At 66.0% G+C, this 18,137-nt stretch carries 21 protein-coding genes; 8 read left to right on the top strand and 13 right to left on the bottom strand.

Going from position 1 to position 18,137, the window contains the following annotated elements:
• Positions 1–49 precede the first annotated feature (49 nt).
• Entirely contained in the window at positions 50–1,456 is a 1,407-nt protein-coding gene (locus tag AC5FRZ_RS03330; RefSeq protein ID WP_493563852.1) for a signal recognition particle protein Srp54, read from the top strand.
• A 458-nt stretch (positions 1,457–1,914) separates the two neighbouring features.
• A complete protein-coding gene (locus AC5FRZ_RS03335) occupies positions 1,915–2,424 on the top strand; it encodes a halocin C8-like domain-containing protein (RefSeq protein WP_170093409.1) in 510 nt (169 codons plus the stop codon).
• Between the two features lie 665 nt (positions 2,425–3,089).
• Here the strand turns inward: AC5FRZ_RS03335 and AC5FRZ_RS03340 are convergent.
• The 5 genes from AC5FRZ_RS03340 to AC5FRZ_RS03360 all read right to left on the bottom strand — a co-directional run bounded on the left by AC5FRZ_RS03340 (position 3,090) and on the right by AC5FRZ_RS03360 (position 6,827).
• Positions 3,090–3,674, bottom strand: coding sequence for a methyltransferase family protein (locus AC5FRZ_RS03340; protein WP_493563853.1), 585 nt, complete (start codon positions 3,672–3,674; stop codon positions 3,090–3,092).
• Between the two features lie 330 nt (positions 3,675–4,004).
• Positions 4,005–4,226, bottom strand: a complete 222-nt coding sequence (locus AC5FRZ_RS03345) for a DUF8119 family protein (RefSeq protein ID WP_153552387.1) — start codon at positions 4,224–4,226, stop codon at positions 4,005–4,007.
• Complete coding sequence (locus tag AC5FRZ_RS03350; RefSeq protein WP_170093411.1) at positions 4,226–4,696, bottom strand: universal stress protein; 471 nt, start codon at positions 4,694–4,696, stop codon at positions 4,226–4,228. Before AC5FRZ_RS03350 ends, AC5FRZ_RS03345 begins: the two co-directional genes overlap by 1 nt.
• Positions 4,696–6,384: a sodium:solute symporter family transporter gene (locus AC5FRZ_RS03355; RefSeq protein WP_170093412.1), complete on the bottom strand. Its 1,689-nt coding sequence runs from the start codon at positions 6,382–6,384 to the stop codon at positions 4,696–4,698. Before AC5FRZ_RS03355 ends, AC5FRZ_RS03350 begins: the two co-directional genes overlap by 1 nt.
• Complete coding sequence (locus AC5FRZ_RS03360) at positions 6,381–6,827, bottom strand: DUF4212 domain-containing protein (RefSeq protein ID WP_170095335.1); 447 nt, start codon at positions 6,825–6,827, stop codon at positions 6,381–6,383. The genes AC5FRZ_RS03355 and AC5FRZ_RS03360 overlap by 4 nt, the downstream gene beginning before the upstream one ends.
• A 203-nt stretch (positions 6,828–7,030) precedes the next feature.
• Between AC5FRZ_RS03360 and AC5FRZ_RS03365 the strand changes: the two genes are divergently transcribed.
• The 3 genes from AC5FRZ_RS03365 to AC5FRZ_RS03375 are packed head-to-tail and all read left to right on the top strand — an operon-like array spanning position 7,031 to position 9,275.
• Complete coding sequence (locus AC5FRZ_RS03365) at positions 7,031–7,609, top strand: magnesium transporter (protein ID WP_170093413.1); 579 nt, start codon at positions 7,031–7,033, stop codon at positions 7,607–7,609.
• Between the two features lies 1 nt (position 7,610).
• Entirely contained in the window at positions 7,611–8,177 is a 567-nt protein-coding gene (locus AC5FRZ_RS03370) for a magnesium transporter (RefSeq protein WP_493563854.1), read from the top strand.
• Between the two features lie 48 nt (positions 8,178–8,225).
• A complete protein-coding gene (locus AC5FRZ_RS03375; RefSeq protein ID WP_493563855.1) occupies positions 8,226–9,275 on the top strand; it encodes a nucleoside recognition protein in 1,050 nt (349 codons plus the stop codon).
• On the opposite strand, the gene AC5FRZ_RS03380 is transcribed toward AC5FRZ_RS03375, so the two are convergent.
• Complete coding sequence (locus AC5FRZ_RS03380) at positions 9,272–9,685, bottom strand: hypothetical protein (protein ID WP_493563856.1); 414 nt, start codon at positions 9,683–9,685, stop codon at positions 9,272–9,274. The two genes, AC5FRZ_RS03375 and AC5FRZ_RS03380, sit on opposite strands and share 4 nt — an antisense overlap.
• 82 nt (positions 9,686–9,767) lie before the next feature.
• On the opposite strand from AC5FRZ_RS03380, the gene AC5FRZ_RS03385 reads away from it, so the two are divergent.
• Positions 9,768–10,673: a lamin tail domain-containing protein gene (locus AC5FRZ_RS03385; protein ID WP_493563857.1), complete on the top strand. Its 906-nt coding sequence runs from the start codon at positions 9,768–9,770 to the stop codon at positions 10,671–10,673.
• 66 nt (positions 10,674–10,739) lie between these two features.
• Positions 10,740–11,843, top strand: coding sequence for a molybdopterin-dependent oxidoreductase (locus AC5FRZ_RS03390; protein ID WP_493563858.1), 1,104 nt, complete (start codon positions 10,740–10,742; stop codon positions 11,841–11,843).
• Here the strand turns inward: AC5FRZ_RS03390 and AC5FRZ_RS03395 are convergent, their stop codons facing one another.
• Genes AC5FRZ_RS03395 through AC5FRZ_RS03405 form a run of 3 tightly spaced genes read right to left on the bottom strand, consistent with a single transcriptional unit; the run spans position 11,844 to position 13,470 of the window.
• The gene (locus AC5FRZ_RS03395) at positions 11,844–12,470 is read right to left on the bottom strand and encodes an HAD family hydrolase (RefSeq protein ID WP_493563859.1); all 627 of its coding nucleotides are present in this window, start codon (positions 12,468–12,470) and stop codon (positions 11,844–11,846) included.
• Entirely contained in the window at positions 12,467–12,883 is a 417-nt protein-coding gene (locus AC5FRZ_RS03400; protein ID WP_493563860.1) for an RNA-binding domain-containing protein, read from the bottom strand. Before AC5FRZ_RS03400 ends, AC5FRZ_RS03395 begins: the two co-directional genes overlap by 4 nt.
• A complete protein-coding gene (locus AC5FRZ_RS03405) occupies positions 12,880–13,470 on the bottom strand; it encodes an AAA family ATPase (protein WP_170093421.1) in 591 nt (196 codons plus the stop codon). The genes AC5FRZ_RS03400 and AC5FRZ_RS03405 overlap by 4 nt, the downstream gene beginning before the upstream one ends.
• Positions 13,471–13,557: 87 nt before the next feature.
• Between AC5FRZ_RS03405 and AC5FRZ_RS03410 the strand changes: the two genes are divergently transcribed.
• The gene (locus AC5FRZ_RS03410) at positions 13,558–13,935 is read left to right on the top strand and encodes a YccF domain-containing protein (protein ID WP_493563861.1); all 378 of its coding nucleotides are present in this window, start codon (positions 13,558–13,560) and stop codon (positions 13,933–13,935) included.
• Here AC5FRZ_RS03410 and AC5FRZ_RS03415 read toward each other — a convergent pair whose 3' ends face one another.
• The 4 genes from AC5FRZ_RS03415 to AC5FRZ_RS03430 form a co-directional block, all read right to left on the bottom strand.
• The gene (locus AC5FRZ_RS03415) at positions 13,936–14,778 is read right to left on the bottom strand and encodes a polyprenyl synthetase family protein (protein ID WP_170093423.1); all 843 of its coding nucleotides are present in this window, start codon (positions 14,776–14,778) and stop codon (positions 13,936–13,938) included.
• Between the two features lie 231 nt (positions 14,779–15,009).
• Positions 15,010–15,960, bottom strand: coding sequence for an electron transfer flavoprotein subunit alpha/FixB family protein (locus tag AC5FRZ_RS03420; RefSeq protein WP_170093424.1), 951 nt, complete (start codon positions 15,958–15,960; stop codon positions 15,010–15,012).
• Entirely contained in the window at positions 15,957–16,748 is a 792-nt protein-coding gene (locus AC5FRZ_RS03425; protein WP_372479661.1) for an electron transfer flavoprotein subunit beta/FixA family protein, read from the bottom strand. The genes AC5FRZ_RS03420 and AC5FRZ_RS03425 overlap by 4 nt, the downstream gene beginning before the upstream one ends.
• A gap of 116 nt (positions 16,749–16,864) precedes the next feature.
• Positions 16,865–18,001 (bottom strand): helix-turn-helix transcriptional regulator, encoded by a 1,137-nt coding sequence (locus AC5FRZ_RS03430; RefSeq protein ID WP_493563862.1) that lies wholly within the window; start codon positions 17,999–18,001, stop codon positions 16,865–16,867.
• Between the last annotated feature and the right edge of the window lie 136 nt (positions 18,002–18,137).

Genomic DNA, 18,137 nt, shown 5'->3' on the forward strand with positions numbered 1-18,137 from the left:
CGTCCCAGCAGACAAAGGCTTTAACGACGGGGTCGCGTATCTCCGTCAAATGGTACTCGACGATCTGGGCAGTTCCCTGCGGGGGACGCTCGACGATCTCCGTGGCAAGTCCCGCATCTCCGAGGAGGACATCGAGGGCATCGTCAAGGAGATCCAGCGGTCGCTGCTGCAGGCGGACGTGGACGTGGGGCTGGTCCAGGAGCTATCGGACAACATCGAGTCGCGGGCACTGGACGAGGAACCGCCCGCCGGCACGACCCCGCGAGACTGGGTCTTGCGCATCGTCTACGAGGAACTGGTCGATCTGGTCGGCGAATCCACCGAGATCCCACTGGAGAACCAGACGATCATGCTCGCCGGCCTCTACGGGTCGGGGAAGACCACGACCGCGGCAAAGATGGCGTGGTGGTTCTCGAAGAAAGGGCTCCGGCCGGCGATCATCCAGACCGACACCGACCGGCCCGGCGCGTACGACCAGTCCAAGCAGATGGCCGAGCGCGCGGAGGTGGAGTTCTACGGCGACGAGGACGCCGACGATCCCGTGAAGATCGCCCGCGACGGGCTGGCAGCCACCGAAGACGCCGACGTGCGCATCGTCGACACGGCCGGTCGTGACGGGCTGAACGAGGAACTGATCGAGCAGATCGAACGTATCGGCGCGGCGGTCGAGCCCGACCGGAACCTGCTGGTGATCGACGCCGCGATGGGGCAGTCCGCGAAGGACCAGGCCCAGGAGTTCGAGGACGCCATCGGCATCGACGGCGTCACGATCACGAAACTCGACGGGACGGCGAAAGGTGGGGGCGCACTGGCCGCGGTCGACCAGACCGACTCCACCATCGCCTTCCTCGGGACCGGCGAGACCGTCAAGGACATCGAGCGCTTCGAGCCGTCGGGCTTTATCTCCCGACTGCTCGGCATGGGCGACCTGAAGCAGCTCACCGAGCGCGTCGAGCGCGCGATGGAGGAGACCGGCCAAGAGGAGGGCGAGTGGGAGCCCGAGGACATGATGGAGGGCTCCTTCACGCTGAAGGACATGCGCAAGCAGATGGAGGCGATGAACAACATGGGGCCGCTGGATCAGGTGATGGACATGATCCCCGGGCTGGGCGGCGGGCTCATGGACCAGCTGCCAGACGACGCCATGGACGTGACCCAGGAGCGCATGCGAGACTTCGAGGTCATCATGGACTCGATGACCGAAGCGGAACTGGAGAACCCCCGCGTCGTCGGCCAGTCTCGCACCGAGCGCATCGCCCGCGGGTCGGGCAAGCCCGAGGAGCGCATCCGGGAGTTGCTCCAGCAGCACAAGCAGATGGACCAGATGCTCAACCAGTTCCAGGGCATGGGCGAGGGCGACATGGAACGGATGATGCAGCAGATGCAACAGCAGGGCGGCGGCCCCGGCGGCGGCATGGGCGGGATGGGCGGCGGTGGCGGTCCCTTCGGCGACTGAGTGGCGCCTATTGTGCCCGTCCACTAACCGTGAGTTTAGAACTTCTTTGTGAAATGCCCGATGCCGGGTATAAAAGGCCATTTTACGGCGATTACTGGGCTTTCACTCTGGATCCAGTCTGGGGTTCTTTCATTACCAGGACGGTCCCCGACACTCACCGTCAAATCGATGACCACCATCTCATCGGACGTATGCTTTCGTGACTGACTTCTCGAACATCGTCAGTAATTCTGCCACGTTTGTGAGAAGGAGTCGACCAATTACTTCGATAAGCCAGATACGCAGAGAGTAGAGTGTCGCACCTCTCACAGGGTTCCCAATCTCCAGAATGAACTTCTATCGCAGAGAGGGGGAGACCAGTAATCCACGCATATTACCCTCCAAAAATTTTTAATGCTCTCTACTAATATTATAAACTGAGTATAGAAGAAGATAAAAAACCGTCCAGAAGAGAAGTCATGAGTCAACTCGGTGCTGGCGCCTTGAGCGCAGGATTGGTATCCAGTGCATCTGGCGCCGTAGCTGCCGATAGTAGTCCAATTGTGGAAGAAATAGAGGACAACCATAAACATGGACACATTCGTGCCGCTAAAAATAGATCAGAGTATGTGGAATTGCGCGAAAGATTAGAAAAAGATATTATCGACCTCGCCGGACAAAATAAGATTGAAATCAAAAATGAGGACGCGACAGTATATGAAGTTGTACAGCAACAGGGAGAAATTAGAGTCCAAGATCAAAATAAGTATGTGGGTGATATAAATTGTAGCCAATGCAAGGAAATTGCAGAGATTGCGAGAATGGTAGGATGCTCTGCTACCTCTGGAGCTATCTGTATGATCGTAACAGCAAAGACAATTGTCGGTCCGATTGCCTGCGCCCTGGCCGTTGGTGCAATTTGTTGGATCAATCTCAAATACGGCCCCACAACTCCGGAAGACATCTGTGAAATAGGGGACGCTTGCTAATCTGGGTCAACAGACGAGCACAAACAATTAAACTCATTCACCTGTGTCTTATAGTAGGATATCAAACAGGAAAATGGAATCGACACAATTCTCTCGTACTTTGTCTTGGATTGGGGCGTTAGCCGTTGGATCGCTTGCCGGAGTGGCTGTCTATATATTCCTCATACAGAAGATATCCTTTATTATCGCATATGTTATTGTTTATACTACTGTCGCAAAATTCTTGCTCAGATATCCAGAGCTTGTCTATGGATCGCCTACCTCGAAACGTACTGCAGTATGGTCCGGGCTCTTTATTGCTTTTCTCATCTTCGGGTCGTTGAGCAGTACAGTGGTACTTCTTCAGGAACAAATTGAACTACAGACCTCGATTGCAATCTTCGTGTTTGGTGCAATGGTAGCGGCGTTCGGGTTCGGAATAGAATATAATCGTTCCGCCCGATTAGATTCATAGGACGTATATCTAGTTTTCCGGTCCAGTTGTGCAGTTCGTACACCGTACTATGGAGAGTATTCTGCTCAAGAATCAGCGAAATGAAACTCCATGATATCGGATCTGGGAGAAAGCGGCCCGCTACATCGATTAACACCGAGAGCCTGTGACCGACGAGTACGGATGAGAATCACTAATCACGACCCCGAAACCAACATTCCCTCAATTTCGCTCACCAGACGCCCGGTAGCAGCCGGTACGGCGTCCGGTCGACGTAGTTCTCGTAGCCGTCCAGCTGTTTCTGGAGCGCCCGCTCCTCGACGGTGATCCGGTGGCCGAACCCGACCAGCGCGCCCCCCAGCGCCGCGAGGAGGCTCACCGCGTTGCCGGTGACGAGGCCGATCCCGAGGTAGGTCACGACCGCGCCGGTGTAGGAGGGGTGGCGCACCCACCGGTACGGACCCCACTCGACGACGGTGTGGTCGTCTTTGACGGCGACGCGGTGACTGAACTGCTCGCCAAGCGCCAGCATCGCCACGAGCCGCAGGCCAAAGCCCGCGAGCATGGTGGCGATCCCGAGCCAGAAGGCGAGGACGGGCGCGCCCAGCGAGCCGATGCCGGTGAAGGGGACGGCGACTGCGACGACGGTGCCGACGCTCGTCGCCGTCCAGAGCACGCCGAACGACCCTCGCTCGATGGGGATGTCGGTGTCGGCGTCCCAGAGCCACCGGGCGACGGCCTCCCGCAGTGCCAGCAGGCACGCCGTCCCGAAGAGAACGCGGAGGTACGGCGACTGCACGAACAACGGCCGCGTCATGGGGTGGTGTAGGTCTATTCGGGAAGAAAGCGATTCCGTTTTCGGGCGCAGTATTCAACAACGGGGGCAATATCGGGACAGGACACCGAAAGGGCGAGTGGCGCTTGATCCCTCCCAGACGAAGCAAGCACCTACTGGAGCGCAGCGAGTCTCGGAGCGGTCAAGCGGCGCGAGGGCTTTCAGTGTATTGAGCGAAGCGAGTAAAGCAACGTGTTCGGCGTGTCAACGAGCAAAACGATCGATTGCTCGAAAGGCGAGCGCAGCGAGTCTTGCGGTATCTGCAACCGGTCACTCACTGCTTCCGAATCCGATCCTTGCTTGCCGGCAGTATCAGTCCCCGCCCTCACTCCTGGCCGCCGCGAGCGACCAGAAGAAGCCGTAGTAGGCGAGGACGCCGGCCCCCATCGTGAGGTAGTAGGCCCACTGGGGGCCGGCAAGCAGGTCGAACAGCAGGGTCACGGCCGTGACCCAGATCACCGCGAAGGCCAGGTCGACCAGCATGCCAGAGCGGTGTTCCTGGACGTGTTCGCCGATCGTTTCGAGGACGCCCATCAGGCCTCGTCGCCCTCCCCGTGTGCGTCGACGACCAGCACCGGCAGGCGGGTCCGGCGCAGCACCTTCTCGGCGACGCTGCCCAGGACGACCCGCGAGAGCCCCGACCGGCCGTGCGATCCCATCACGACGAGGTCGATGTCGTTGTCCTCGACGAACTTCCGGATCGCCCGCGCGGGCTGGCCGGCCGTGACGTGTTCCTCGACGGTCAGGCCGTGCTCGGCCGCCCGGTCGACGACGTAGCCGGTGGCGTTCTCGGCCTCGTCGGTGACTTCCGTCATCTCGTCGAGGTCGCCCCGACGGATGCGGTCGATCTGTTCGGTGCCCAGCGAGTAGTTGGTCGCGTCGATGTCGACGACGTAGAGCGCGTGCAGCGTCGCGTCGTACTTCGTGGCGATGTCGATCGCGTGCTCGACCGCGCTCTCGGCCGTGTCGCTACCGTCTGTCGGGACGAGAATGTTGTCGTACATCAGTCATCACCTGGCGTTTCCGCACCGCTGACGACCTCTTCGGCCGTCTGCTGTTGTCCCATCGGTTCCGGGCTGTGACACTGGCGGACCATCCGTTTGGTCTCCAGTGGCGGTTCGTCGGTGACCAGCGAGACGGCGATCGTGACGACGAACACCACCGGCGCGGCGACCAGCGCCGAGCCGATCGCCGGGAGCCACTGTGCGAGGGCCGCCGAGAGCACGCCGTCGGAGCCGGCGGCACCCGCGAGGATGCCGTAGCTCGGGACGACCTCGTTGATCATCGGGACGAGCCAGATGACGAGCCCGGTCGACATCCCGGCCAGCGCGCCCTGTCGGTTCGTGTTCTCCCACCAGAGGCCGAGGAAGAACATCGGGAAGAGCACGGAGCCCGCCAGCGAGAACGCGTAGGTCACCAGCGCGGCGATCGGCGCGGCCGGGTCGAGCGCGGCCAGCGTCGTGATGACGCCCAGCGCGACGATGCTCAGGCGACCGACCAGCACCTGCTGGCGCTGGGTCGCGTCGGGGTTGATCAGGCCCTTGTAGATGTCGTGAGAGATGGCGGAGGAGCCGGCGATAAAGAGGCCGGCGGTCGTCGCGATCGCGGCGGCGATCCCGCCCGAGGCGACGAGGCCGACGAACCACTCGGGCAGTCCCGCGAGCTGGGTCGCCAGCACGACGATCACGTCGCCCGCGGCACTGGACATGCCGGGATCGCCGTAGACGGCACCGATCTCCTTGGCGTAGAGGTCGGTCCCGAAGGCGGCGAAGGCCGGCGCGCTCAGGTACAGCAGGCAGATGAAAAAGAGGCCCCAGACCGTCGACCAGCGGGCCGTCCGCTCGCTCTCGACCGTGTAGAACCGCACCAGCACGTGTGGCAAGCCACAGGTCCCGACCACGAGCGTGAACGCCGTCGCGATCCACGTGTAGTAGCTCTCGGTGGTGAACGGCTCGCTGAACTCGGCGCTGAGCGCGCCGATCAACCGACCGTACTCCAGCTGGGGCAACACCGTCGAGTACCCCTGGGTGTACCCGACCGCGTAGAGGCCGGCCAGGAACGCGACGATGAGGATGACGAACTGGACGGTCATGTTCTTGGTCGCGCCCAGCATGCCCGACAGCGTGAGGTAGCCCACCGTGATCGCCATCATCAACACGACCATCGACTGGTACCCCGAGAGGCCGGGGATGCCGATGTCGCCGAAGATGTACAGGCCGACCAGTCCCATCCCGCGGGCCTGTCCGATGGCGTAGACGAACCCGATCAAAAAGGTCGTCACGGCCGCCATCGCGCGTGCGCCGTCGGAGTTGAAGCGGTCACCGACGAAGTCCGGTGCGGTGTACTTCCCGAACCGGCGCATCTGGGCGGCCATGAAGATCAGGAGGATGAAGTAGCCCGTCGACCAGCCGACGACGAAGGCCAGTCCGTAGAAGCCAAACAGCGCGATCGTCGCGGCCATCCCGAGGTAGGAGGCCGCAGACATCCAGTTCGCGCCGATCGCCATCCCGTTCTCGACGTTGCCGATCGAGCGGCCGGCGACCCACATGCCCTCGGTGTCTGCCACCTTGAACACGTAGCCGACCGCCAGAAAGAGCAAGAGCATGGCCGTGACCATGATCCCGGGGATGAGCTTGAACGAGATTTCGAGTCCCTCCGGGAGCAGGCCCGACTGGAGGAGGAGGCCGCTCATTCGGCGGTCCCTCCGTCGGCCGCGGTCGCGACCTCCGTCTCCGGTTCGGGCTCGGTCTCGTGGCTGATCCCGTACTCCTCGTCGAGCGCGTCACGCTTGCGAGCGTACCAGATCGACAGGAGCAACGCGCCGACTGGCGCGCCGATCCCGACCAGGAAGTAGTGCAGCGGGAACCCGATGACCGGGATGGGTGCCGTCATCACGCCGGGGATGATCGGCGTCAGCGAGACCGGGCCGAACACGATGAGCAGCCACGCGACGAAGCCCGACCAGATGATCCGCAGGTGGTCGCGCATGAACGGCGTCGACGGACTGAAGATGTTGACCTCGGCGTCCAGGTACGCCACGCCGTCCTCGGTCGCGACGCCGCCGTCCGGGCGGGGGTCGGACTCGGTGGTCGACTCGTCGGCTGTGCTGCCGTCGTCAGCATCACCATTTTTCATGATGTACACTGGGTCGGTACTAACGCCTGTTTGAAAACTCTATGGTCGAAATGACAGATAAACGTTATGCGAGTGGCGGTCGATTGCACGCAGACACACCCGCCGGCCGCTTCGCTCTCCGCGGCAAGTGACAACTCACGTTGTCGGCCCGCGACGCGCAGCGATGCACCCCCTTTTTGGACTGTCCGGTCGTTCCGTCGTCAATGACGGTCCGCGAGATCGCCGCGGCGGCCTACCGGGAGACGATCCCGGTGCTGGTGTTGAGTGCGATCGGCGGCCTGTTCGCCGGGCTCGTCCTGGTGGGGATGGAGGCAGAACTCGCGGCCGTCCCCGGTCTCCTGGTCCTGGTGCCGGCACTGCTCGCGACGCGGGGCAACGTCTACGGCTCGCTGGGCGCGCGGCTCGGCTCTGCGCTCCACCAGGGCGTCATCGAACCCACGCTCGGCTTCGGCGACGAGCGGCTCAACGCCGCGATCGCCGCCGCGCTGGCAAACGGCGTTCTCGTCAGCGGCTTCGCGGCCGTGCTGGGCGTCGTCGTGTTGCGTGTCCTGGGCAGCGAGTCGGCCGGCCTCGCGACGCTCGTCGCGATCTCGTTGCTCGCCGGTCTCCTGTCGGGACTGTTGCTGACGGTGGCCGTCGTCACGGTCGTCGTCGTCGGCTACCGTCGCGGACTCAACCCCGACACGCTCGCCGGGCCGGTCGTGACGACGACGGGCGACGTGGTCGGCATCGCGACGATGCTCGTGGCCGCACGGATCGTGCTCGCCCTCGGGGGTGGCTGAGATGGTCGAGGGATCGGCCGAGTGGTCGGTGTCTGGCATCGTGGAGACGATGCTCCCGCTGCTGTGCGTGTTGACCGCGATCGAACTGGTCAGTGGACTCGTCCTGGAGTCCTTCGAGGCGACGCTGCTGGCCGCGCCGTCGCTGCTCTTGCTCGTTCCGGTGACAATCGGGATGGGCGGGAACCTCGGCAGCGTGCTGGCCGCCCGGCTCTCGACGGCGCTTCACCTCGGCCTGCTCTCCTTTTCGCCGACCGACGACCGCCTCGCGGGCAACGCCGTCGCGACGATCGGGCTCTCGCTGACGGTGTTCCCGCTCGTCGGGGCCGGCGCGTGGGGACTGACCGCCCTCGCGGGCGAGACTGGGCTCACACTGGGCACCGTGGTCCTGATCGCGCTCCTGAGCGGCCTCGTGCTGTCGGTGCTCGCCGTCGTCGTCACCGTGGTCACGACCTACGCGGCCTACCGCTACCGCCTGGACCCCGACGACGTGGTCGTGCCGGTCGTCACCAACGTCTGTGACGTGCTGGGCGTGCTGGTGCTGTTCGGGGTCTACCGGGTCGTGGCGTGATCGGCCGGGACCGACGCGCCTTTGCTCGTCAGGTCCTCAGCACCGCCCGTGCAGCCACACGTCGCCCTCCAGTCGGTCGGGCCGGTCGTCGATCTGCTCTGGGGGACGGTACTCCCGCGGGTGGGGACCATCGCCGTCACGCTGGCGCTGGGCGTGTTCCTCGCCGATCTCGCCGTCGCCTTCGGGATCGTCGAGTATATCGCGACGCTCTCGAAGTACCTCACCGAGCCGGCGAACCTCCCCCGCGAGGTCGGCACCGCGATCCTGGCGACGACGGCCTCGCCGACGGCGGGCTACGGGATGCTCGCGGAGTTCCGCGAGTCGGGCGTGCTGGACGACCGCGCGACGCTGGTGGCCGTCACCATCAACACGTTCTTCGGCTTCGCCCAGCACATCTTCACCTTCTACGCGCCCGTCTTGATCCCGATCCTCGGGCTCCGGGTGGGACTGCTGTACGTCGGCGCTCGCGCCGGTATCTCGCTGGCGATTACGCTCGTAGGCATTCTCGCAGGCGCACTCCTCCTCTCGAACCGCAACGTCGACCGCAGCCGGATGCCCGAGGTGGAGGACCCGACCGAGGAGAACGACACCGCCCACGAGAAAGTCCGGGACGCGGCGGCGTCGACCGCCGAGAAGCTCCGGGACATCCTGCCACGTCTGCTGGTCATCTACGCGATCGTCGCCGTCCTCGTCGCCTGGCGCGAGATCCCCGCGCTGGTGACGCTGGTCGGTGCCCTGAGCGAGTCGGGCGCGGCCAGCGTCGTCCCGTCGCTGTCCGAGAGCGTCGGCGCGTTCACCAGCGCCGTCGGCCTGCCAAGCGCCGCCGTCGGCGTCGTCGCGGTCTACACTATCGACACCACCAACGGCTCGATCGTCCTCGCGCCGCTGATCGAGAACGGGACCTTCACCCCTCGTCAGGCCGTCGCGACGATGCTCGTCGGCGGGATCGTCTCCTTCGCCGTCTCGACGTTCAAGCGCTCGATCCCGTTCCAGTACGGCATCTGGGGGGCCGACTTCGGCTCGAAGGTGATCGCGGTCAACACGACGCTGAAGGTCGTGTTCATCACGCTCGCCGTGGTCCTGTTGCTCGTCCCCTAGACGAGCGGTCCCAGTCCGCCCCGGTCGACGAACCGATCGGTCCCGTACCGGACGAGTGCCTCGACGAGTCCGGGGAGGAGTGCGAACCCCAGCAGGAGCGGCCAGACGACGAGGTACGAACTGAGCGGATGCAGGTGCGTGCCGTAGGCCCACTGATACACCGTATCGCCGAGCACCCAGAGGGTCGCGGCGGCCGGCGTGACCAGTGACAGCCGAGCGAGCAGGTACAGCGGGACGGCACCGATCAGGAAGAGGCCAACGAGGGCGTAGCCGACGCCAAAGGCGGTCGCGGCCACGTCGTCGGTCGCCCAGTACACGCCGTTCGCGCGCAGCCACGCGAACACGACGGTCGCGTAGACGATCCCACCGACGGCGGCGATGACGCGAGGGTCGCGGAGCTTGGAGGGCATCGTCCGTCACTGCACCGCCCTCGCACATCAATCTCGTGTCCCGACGCTAGAGCTTTGGGTCTCCCCGGCCACCGGACACACGATGGACCGTCGGTGTTCACTGCTCGTCGCCGTGCTGACTCTGGCCGCCCTCGCCGGCTGTCTCTCGGGCGGGCCACAGACGCCAGCCGCGCCCGGCGACGCCGTCCCGGCAGGGAGTGACACCGTCGACGCCACGGTCACCCGCGTCGTCGACGGCGACACCGTCGAGATCCGGTACGACAACGGGACGTTCGACACCGTCCGGCTGCTCGGGATCGACACTCCCGAGACCCGCGGCGGGACGAACCCCGCGGAGTTCGAGGGCGTCCCCGACACCGCGGCCGGCCGTGCCTGTCTCGAACGGGCCGCCGGCAACGCGACCCGCGCGCTGGAAGCCCTCGTCGGCGGCGAGCCGGTCGTCGTCGCTGTCGACCCGCAGGCCGACCGACGGGACCGCTACGATCGGCTGCTGGCTTACCTCGTCGTCGACGGCGTCGACGCCAACGAACGGCTCGTCGAGGCGGGTCACGCGCGGGTCTACGACAGCGCGTTCTCGCGGTCGGAACGGTTCTACGAGCACGAACGGGCCGCGCGGGACGCCGGCCGCGGCGTCTGGGCCTGTGGGGACCCGGCCACGCCGACCGGCGATGTCGGCCTCCGGATCGTCGCCGACGCGCCGGGCGACGACCGCGAGAACCCCAACGGCGAGTTCGTCGTCGTCTCGAACCACGGCGGCGACCCGCTCGCGATCGGCGACTGGACGCTCACCGACGAGGCCGGCCACAGCTACACTTTCCCGTCGAGCGCGACGGTGCCCGCGAACGGCTCGGTCCGACTCTACTCCGGATCGGGGACCGACACTCCCACCGAGTTCTACCGCGGGAACGGCCCGATCTGGAACAACGACGGCGACACCGCCACCCTGCGCGCCGCGAACGGGACGGTCGTCGCCGCGGCGTCGTACTGACTGCTCGCGAGCGTCGTGGGCCGACGCCCGCGACACCCACAAACCGATCCGGCCCCAAGCTGGGGTATGCGCCGACCCGACTGGCTTCCCGGGCGGCCGCTCCGGTGGCTGGAACCCGGCCCGCGCGTCCTCGACTGGAGCCTCGCCGCCGCGGTCGCGCTCATTCTCGCGACGGGTTTCTACAGCCTCGTCGCGGGCGTCCCCGCACAGGCCTGGGTCTTCGATCTCCACGCGATCGCGGGGATCGGGCTGGTCGTCCTCCTCGTCTTCAAGCTCCGCAGAGTCGCGCCCCGAGTCACGCCCGACCGCCTGACCGGGCCGCGCGTCCTCTCGCTGTCTCTCGCTGTCGTCACCGCGGCGGCGCTCGCAACGGGGCTGTGGTGGGTGCTGGGCGGTTCGGTCTCGATCGGTCCCTGGGGCCTGCTGAACCTCCACATCGGCGTCGGGCTGGTCGTCCCGGTCGTCCTCCTCTTGCACCTTCGCCATCGCTTTCACGACCCACGCGACGTGCCGAGCCGAGACCGCCGCACAGCACTGCAGTACGCCGGGATCGCCGGCATCGCGGCCCTGACCTGGCGGAGTCAGCGAGTGCTCAACGACGTCCTCGACACGGCCGGCGCGGACCGGCGATTCACCGGCTCCCGCGAGGTCGGGACGGACGAGGGCAACGCCTTCCCGCCGACGAGCTGGATGGCCGACGATCCCGATCCGATCGACCACGACGAGTGGGCGCTATCGGTCACCGGCCGAGTCGCCAATCCCGCGACGTTCGGCGTCGACGATCTGGAACTGGACGATCCCGAGGGTGCCGACGAGCAGCGGGCCGTCCTCGACTGCACCAGCGGCTGGTACTCCGAGCACGACTGGCAGGGCGTCGCAGTCGCGGAGCTGCTGGCCGCGGTCGAACCGGACGACGCCGCCCGGTGGGTCCAGTTCCGTTCCGTGACGGGGTATCGCTGGTCGCTGCCCATCTCGGAGGCCGAGGACGCACTGCTGGCGACCCACGTCGACGGCGACCCCCTCACGCACGGCCACGGCGCGCCGATGCGACTGGTCGCGCCGGGACGCCGCGGCCTCCAGTGGGTCAAGTGGGTCGACGAGGTCAGACTCTCTCGCCGCCGCGAGATCGGCGAGTCGGTCGCGATCTTCGTCAGCGGCTTCGAGGAGTGATCACAGCATCGCGGTGAGGATCGCGAACAGGTCCGTCTCGGCGTCCTCGTACTGCACCGGGACGAAACCGGCCTCCCGGGCGGCCACCACGTCCGACTCGTGGCTGTCGCCGACCATCACGTACTCCTCGGCGTCGACACGCTCGCGGACGGCGTCGTAGGGATCGCCGTCGGTCTTGTGCCCGCCCACGTCGTAGGAGATCACCGTCTCGTCGAAGTGCGCGCCAAGGTCGTGGTGGCCGATCTTCGCGCGCTGCCACTCGCCGACGCCGTCGCTACAGACCACGAGCGTCGTCGCCTCGTCCGCGCCCAGTTCCGAGAGACAGTCTCGCGCGGCCGACGACACGCTGGTCGCCGCGAACTCCTCGGCTCGCAGCGCCGCCACGAGCGCGTCCACGTCGGCGTCGATCTCGGCTTCCGCCAGCGCGGCCCGCATCCCCGCGTGGTACGGCTCCGGCGTACACCCCTCGAACGCGTCGAAGAAACCGCTCTCGTAGGCCGCGACCATCTCCTCGGTCGCGGTCCCGAGCTCGCGCTCGAAGGCGGTCGTCAGTATCTCGTCGAACGAGCGATCGTACTGGACCAGCGTCCCGTCGAGGTCGAAACAGATCGCCGTCGTGGTACTCATTCGGTGTCGATGGGTGCGCCGTCCTCGGTCGGCGGTGCAATGGCGTCGATGAAGGCCTCGGCCGACGGCTCGGTCACGCGCACTCGGACGTGGATGTCCCCGAGCTCTGCGGGACCGCCGACCGAGAAGTTGATCCGCCCCTCGAAGGCCGCCTGCTTGTTCAACTCGAAGGTGAACGTTTCGTCGTCGAGCGTGTCGAGGAAGACGCCCCGCGCCGTGTCGAGGATCTCCTCGCGGTGGAGCAGCTCCGAGACGTGGCTCATGTCGTGACACGTCGCGACGATCTGGTCGCCCTCGTAGCTGGGATCGGCCGCCGGGAAGATGTTGGTGACGGCGTCGGCGACTCGATCCGTCACCTCGGTGTCGTGGACCGGCGCAGTCACCCGCACGTCGACGCTGTAGACCGTGCTCATGCGTCTCCCTCCGCGGTGTCGTACTGGCTCCGGTAGGCGTCGACGCCGTCGGCCAGCAGCGTCCGCACTTTCGACTGGAACGCCTCCAGACTGTCGGTGTTGTCGATGTGTACGTCGGCCCGCTCCATCGCTGCGTCCATGCCAAAGCCTCGCTCGCGTTCGTCGCGCTCTTCGAGGGATTCCCCGCCGTCGTCGCGGTCGCCGTCCCGGCCCCGTTCTGCCAGCCGCGCTTTCCGGACCTCGAACGGTGCCTCGATGCTGACCAGCGAGAACGACGCGCCGAACGCCGCCTCGAAGGCGTCGACCTCCACGTCCGACCGGACGCCGTCGACCAGCACCGCGTCGTTCGACGCGAGCTCGTCTTCGATCAGCGGGAGCGACCGCTCGGCGATGGCCGCCGGCCCGTTCTCTTCGCGCAGCGCCGTCGCCACGCGGCCGTGCTCGGTCGCCGGATCCAGGCCGCGGTCCCGACACTCCGCCCGGATCACGTCTCCCATCGTCACGACCGGCACGTCCAGCTCGCGGGCGACGTTGGCGGCCTCGCCCTTGCCGCTGCCCGGTAGCCCGACCGTCGCGAGTACTCTCATGGTGCTGGGATAGTCCCAGCCGTCGCTTAAGCACTGTGCTCCACCCGCGACAGCAAGCATATACCCACTGATCGTCTACCCCTCGACATGACCCAGCGCTCCTTCGCCGTCCGTGCCCTCTGGTTCGTCCTCGTGGGCTGGTGGCTCACGCCGATCGTCGTCAACGTCGCGTGGCTGTTGAACGTTACCGTGATCCTGCTCCCGTTCGGGATCAAGCTCATCAACCTCGTCCCGACGGCGCTGACGCTGGCCGAACCTCGGTCGCTAGAAGACGGTGCCGGCGCGTCACAGCACCCGCTCGTGGTGCGGGCGATCTACTTCGTGCTCGTGGGCTGGTGGCTCTCGTGGCTGTGGGCCAACGTCGCCGCCGCGCTGTCGATGACGATCGTCGGCATCCCGGTCGCGATCTGGCTGTTCAACCGGCTGCCCTACGTCACCTCGCTGTATCGGTTCCACGGGCGGTAGCTACCGCTCGCGGACGACCACGAACTCCGCCAGATCCTGCAGGTACTCCGTCGCTTGGCTGTCGTCGGTGTCGACGGTCGCGAGCGCTTCGAGCGCGGCGTCGGACTCCGCACGAGCCCGTTCGTTGGCCTCCGCTGGCGTGAGGTCGGTCACCTCGACGAAGGAGGGGCGGTCCATCGCTGCGTCCTGACCGGCGGGCTTGCCCAGCTTCTCCGCGTCGGCCGTCGCGTCGAGCACGTCGTCGCGCATCTGGAAGGCGACGCCGACCCGCTCGGCGTACTGGCCGAAAGCCTCGACCGTGTAGGCGTCGGCGTCGGCCGCGATCGCGCCCAGTTCTGCCGCCGCCCGGAACAGCGCGCCGGTCTTCCGGCGGGCCAGCTCGATGTACTCGGTCTCGTTGGTCGGTTGGCTGACGAGCTCGGTCGCCTCGCCCTCGCCGAGTTCGACCATCGACTCGGTCACGGCCTGCATGGCTCGCTCGTCGCTGGAAAAGAGCGCGAACGCTTCGCCCAGCAGCCCGTCGGAGGCGATGATGGCCGGCCCGTGGCCGAAGGCCGCCCACGCCGAGGGCGTCCCGCGACGCACGTCGGACTCGTCGATGATGTCGTCGATCACCAGCGAGGCGTTGTGGACCAGTTCGATCCCGACCGCGAACTCCACCGCGTCGGCGGGCTCTCCGCCCAGCGCCTCACAGACCAGCACCGTCACTGTCGGCCGAACGCGCTTCCCGCCGGCCAGGGCCACGTGGCGGACTTCGTCGGCGAGTTCGTCGGGTTCGACCCCGTCGAGGACGGCCTCCAGCCGTTCCTCGACGCGGTCCCGACGCCGCTGTAAGTACTCCATCATCGGTCCTTAGGACTACCCCAAAAAGTACCTACTCATCCGTCTGCTTCTGGTCGCCGCCCCCGTGCCGGTCTCGGCCGGCCCCGACACCGGAGCCCTCTTGTACCGGTAGCGAAGACGTACACACGACGGCACGGTCGGCCAGCGATCTTTCGGCCCGCGTGGTTTCCACGCGTGGTTCTCGCTGGCTTTCCTACCCCGTCTCTCGAACACCGACGAGCGACGGCGTTCTCACTCGAACTGCTCGATCAGTGCCGGCACCACGTCGAAGAGGTCGTCGACGATCCCGTAGTCGGCGATGTCGAAGATCGGCGCGTTGGGGTCGTCGTTGATCGCGACGATCGTGTCTGCGCCTTTCATCCCGGCGACGTGCTGTACCGCGCCGGAGATGCCGATGGCGATGTACACGTCCGGCGTGACGACCTTGCCCGACTGGCCGACCTGCCTGTTTTTGGGTAGCCAGCCGTTGTCGACGATCGGCCGGGACGCCGACAGCGTCGCGTCGAGCGTGTCGGCCAGATCGCGGATCAGATCGAGGTTCTCCTCTTCCTCGATGCCGCGACCGATCGAGACGAGTACGTCGGCTTCCGAGATGTCGACGTCGCCGCCGCCGACCTCCTGGAAGCCGGTGACCGTCGAGCGGATCGCCGACTCGTCGATCGTCGCCTCGAAGGGTTCGACCGTGGCGTCGCCGCTGCCCTCCGCTGCGGGCCACTCGGCGGGTCTGATCGTGACCGCGGTGCTGTCGGCGTGGCTGTCGATCGTGGTCTCGACCTTCGAGCCGTACAGTTCTCGGGTGGCAGTCAGGCCGTCGTCGTAGGCGAGATCGACGGCGTCGGTGATCAGCGGCAGGCCCAGCCGGTTCGCGACGGCCGGCGCGTAGTCGAGCCCGTTGACGCTCTGGGGCATGAGCAGTACCGTGGGATCGATCTCGTCGGCCAGTTGCGTGACTGCCTGCGTGTACACGTCGTGGTTGAACTCCTCGCCGTGGGCGACCGTGTGGATCACGTCGACGCCCTCGCGGTCGAGCCGATCGGCGTACTCCTCGACCGAGCCGCTGACGACGGCCACGTGGAGGTCGCCGTCGGTCGCGTCGGCCAGCTCGCGGCCGGCGGTCACGAGTTCGTGGCTCACGGCTCGCAACTCGCCGCGGCGGTGTTCGGCGACGGCCAGGACCGTCATTGGCCCACCCCCCGTTCGGCGAGCAGGCCAGCCAGCTCGCCGGCCGTTTCCTCGGGCGTGCCTTCGTACAGCGTCGCGTCACCCTCGGATTCTGGCTCGTACAGCGCGGTCTGTTCGATCGGGCTGTCCAGCGCCGTCGCGTCGAGCCCGATGTCGTCGAGGGTCTTCTCGGCCAGCTCCTTGCTCTGGGCCTGTCGAATCCCGCGGAGGCTGGCGTATCGGGGGTCGTTGATCCCGGTCTGAATCGTCAACACGGCGGGCAGCTCCACGTCGGTCAGCTCCTCGACGCCGCCTTCGAGTTCGCGGTGGACGTGTGCGACGCCCGCTTCGGCGTCGAGGTCGAGCGCGTTGACGACGGCCGCCCACTCGGTCCCCAGCTGGTCGGCAAGCGTCACGCCGGTCGCGCCGAGGCTGTCGTCGGCCGACTGGACGCCCGTGAGTATCAGGTCGGGATCTTCCTGCTCGGCGACGGCCGCGAGCAGGCGCGCTTTCGTCGCGGGATCGAGCATCGCGTCGTCGTCGAGCGCGTCGTCCCAGACACGGATCGCGCGATCGGCACCCTTCGCCAGCGCCTGTCGGATCGTCTCCTCGCTGTCACTGGGGCCGATCGTCACCGTCACGACCTCGACGTCGTCGAGCGATTCGGAGAGCTGGACGGCTTCCTCGACGGCGTACTCGTCCCACTCGTTGAGGTCGGCCGTGACGTACCGATCGTCGATGCCGAGTCCGTCGATCTCGAACTCGTCGTCGACTGCGGTCACCTCCTTTACCGTGACAAGGACTTTCATACCACGCAGTGGGGCCGGCCACCGAATAAACGTTTCCGAACCACGGACCACGCGACGAGAGTTTTTCGGCTCCCGACGCTCCCCGCCGTATCCGCGATCCGGGGTTCACGACGGTCTCAGTTCTCGATGTCCGTGACGTCCTCGTCCGGGAACGAGATCAGGTTCTCGCGTCCGATTCTGAGCTTGTCGATCTGGCCGTCCTCTTCCATCGAGGAGAGCAGCTGCGAGACTTTCGCGTTCGACCAGCCGGTCTCTTTGACGATGTTCGCCTGCTTCATTCGTCCACCGTTGCGCTCTAACAGGAGTTCGACGCGTTCCTCGTCGCTGAGCAGCTCCTCGTCGATCTCTTGGTCGGGCGCGTCGTCGTTCTCCGTCGGGGCCGCTGTCGACGCACTCGCGGGTGGTTCGTCCCCGTCGTCGTCGGATTCTGCGAGGGGACCACCGTCGAAGGCGTCGCGGTCGATCACGCTGTCGTCCCGAAGCAACAGCACGTAGACCCCGGAGACGGCGACCACGGCACCCATCAGGGCGAGGCCACCCCAGAGCAGCGACAATCCGCCGTCGGGATCCTCACCGGGACCCGCTCCGGGGGAGGGCGATCCCGACGGCCCCTCTGCTCCGGGATTGTAGGCGAGTTCGAGTTCGGACTCCGTGAACGTCGTCGGCCCCTCCCAGACGATCTGTCCGTTGCGTACCTTTTTGGGGACTGTCCGAATCACGGCATCCGGCGGCAACTTGAGGATCAGCGTCTGATCCGCTTCCAGACCGGTCAGCCAGGGATCCGTGGTGTTGTACACGTCGTCGACGTACTGGGTCTCCCCTTCCGAGCGCGCGAAGTTGGTCCAGGTAAAGGACAGCGTCAGCGTCCCGTTGGTGAGGTTGCTGCTTCGTCGTACGTCGCGCAGTTCCATCGGACGGCCGGTCGCCTCGCTCGCGGCCGTGTTCGCCCGCCGGAACGCCGACAGCCCGAGCGTGTCCGCTTCGCCCTCGGTGAACCGCTCTGCCGTCGTGTTGAAACTGTCTCGCTCCTGCTCGCTCGCGACGTCGAAGCCGCTGGCCGTGATAGAAAACGTGGCGTTACCGTCAGACCGAAGCTGTATCAGGATCGTCGTGTGGCTGGCGGTCGACGACGCTGTCTGCGGGGGGGTTTGCTGGGCGTCGACACCGCCGACCACGCCACTGGTGGCCGCAACTGGTGCCGAGAGCACCACCAGCAGGAGGGCGAAGTGGGCGGCTCGTAACCGGTGTGACATCTTCACCCCGTGACTGTGCTGCCCGGGAGGAAAACGCTTTCCATCACGGGATAAAACGTCAGCGCCGTCGTTGAAACGTCTCGCGGACTCTCGTCGGAGAACGACGGTCCCACGGAAGAGAGGGATTTTTGTGGGA

The organism is Halomicrobium sp. HArcht1-1, assembly GCF_058933285.1.

Excerpts from the sequence above, each read along its gene's own strand:
- AC5FRZ_RS03330 (WP_493563852.1), top strand. The coding sequence starts at position 50 with ATGGTACTCGACGATCTGGGCAGTTCCCTGCGGGGGACGCTCGACGAT.
- AC5FRZ_RS03335 (WP_170093409.1), top strand. The coding sequence starts at position 1,915 with ATGAGTCAACTCGGTGCTGGCGCCTTGAGCGCAGGATTGGTATCCAGT.
- AC5FRZ_RS03340 (WP_493563853.1), bottom strand. The coding sequence starts at position 3,674 with ATGACGCGGCCGTTGTTCGTGCAGTCGCCGTACCTCCGCGTTCTCTTC.
- AC5FRZ_RS03345 (WP_153552387.1), bottom strand. The coding sequence starts at position 4,226 with ATGGGCGTCCTCGAAACGATCGGCGAACACGTCCAGGAACACCGCTCT.
- AC5FRZ_RS03350 (WP_170093411.1), bottom strand. The coding sequence starts at position 4,696 with ATGTACGACAACATTCTCGTCCCGACAGACGGTAGCGACACGGCCGAG.
- AC5FRZ_RS03355 (WP_170093412.1), bottom strand. The coding sequence starts at position 6,384 with ATGAGCGGCCTCCTCCTCCAGTCGGGCCTGCTCCCGGAGGGACTCGAA.
- AC5FRZ_RS03360 (WP_170095335.1), bottom strand. The coding sequence starts at position 6,827 with ATGAAAAATGGTGATGCTGACGACGGCAGCACAGCCGACGAGTCGACC.
- AC5FRZ_RS03365 (WP_170093413.1), top strand. The coding sequence starts at position 7,031 with ATGACGGTCCGCGAGATCGCCGCGGCGGCCTACCGGGAGACGATCCCG.
- AC5FRZ_RS03370 (WP_493563854.1), top strand. The coding sequence starts at position 7,611 with ATGGTCGAGGGATCGGCCGAGTGGTCGGTGTCTGGCATCGTGGAGACG.
- AC5FRZ_RS03380 (WP_493563856.1), bottom strand. The coding sequence starts at position 9,685 with ATGCCCTCCAAGCTCCGCGACCCTCGCGTCATCGCCGCCGTCGGTGGG.
- AC5FRZ_RS03385 (WP_493563857.1), top strand. The coding sequence starts at position 9,768 with ATGGACCGTCGGTGTTCACTGCTCGTCGCCGTGCTGACTCTGGCCGCC.
- AC5FRZ_RS03390 (WP_493563858.1), top strand. The coding sequence starts at position 10,740 with ATGCGCCGACCCGACTGGCTTCCCGGGCGGCCGCTCCGGTGGCTGGAA.
- AC5FRZ_RS03395 (WP_493563859.1), bottom strand. The coding sequence starts at position 12,470 with ATGAGTACCACGACGGCGATCTGTTTCGACCTCGACGGGACGCTGGTC.
- AC5FRZ_RS03400 (WP_493563860.1), bottom strand. The coding sequence starts at position 12,883 with ATGAGCACGGTCTACAGCGTCGACGTGCGGGTGACTGCGCCGGTCCAC.
- AC5FRZ_RS03405 (WP_170093421.1), bottom strand. The coding sequence starts at position 13,470 with ATGAGAGTACTCGCGACGGTCGGGCTACCGGGCAGCGGCAAGGGCGAG.
- AC5FRZ_RS03410 (WP_493563861.1), top strand. The coding sequence starts at position 13,558 with ATGACCCAGCGCTCCTTCGCCGTCCGTGCCCTCTGGTTCGTCCTCGTG.
- AC5FRZ_RS03415 (WP_170093423.1), bottom strand. The coding sequence starts at position 14,778 with ATGGAGTACTTACAGCGGCGTCGGGACCGCGTCGAGGAACGGCTGGAG.
- AC5FRZ_RS03420 (WP_170093424.1), bottom strand. The coding sequence starts at position 15,960 with ATGACGGTCCTGGCCGTCGCCGAACACCGCCGCGGCGAGTTGCGAGCC.
- AC5FRZ_RS03425 (WP_372479661.1), bottom strand. The coding sequence starts at position 16,748 with ATGAAAGTCCTTGTCACGGTAAAGGAGGTGACCGCAGTCGACGACGAG.
- AC5FRZ_RS03430 (WP_493563862.1), bottom strand. The coding sequence starts at position 18,001 with ATGTCACACCGGTTACGAGCCGCCCACTTCGCCCTCCTGCTGGTGGTG.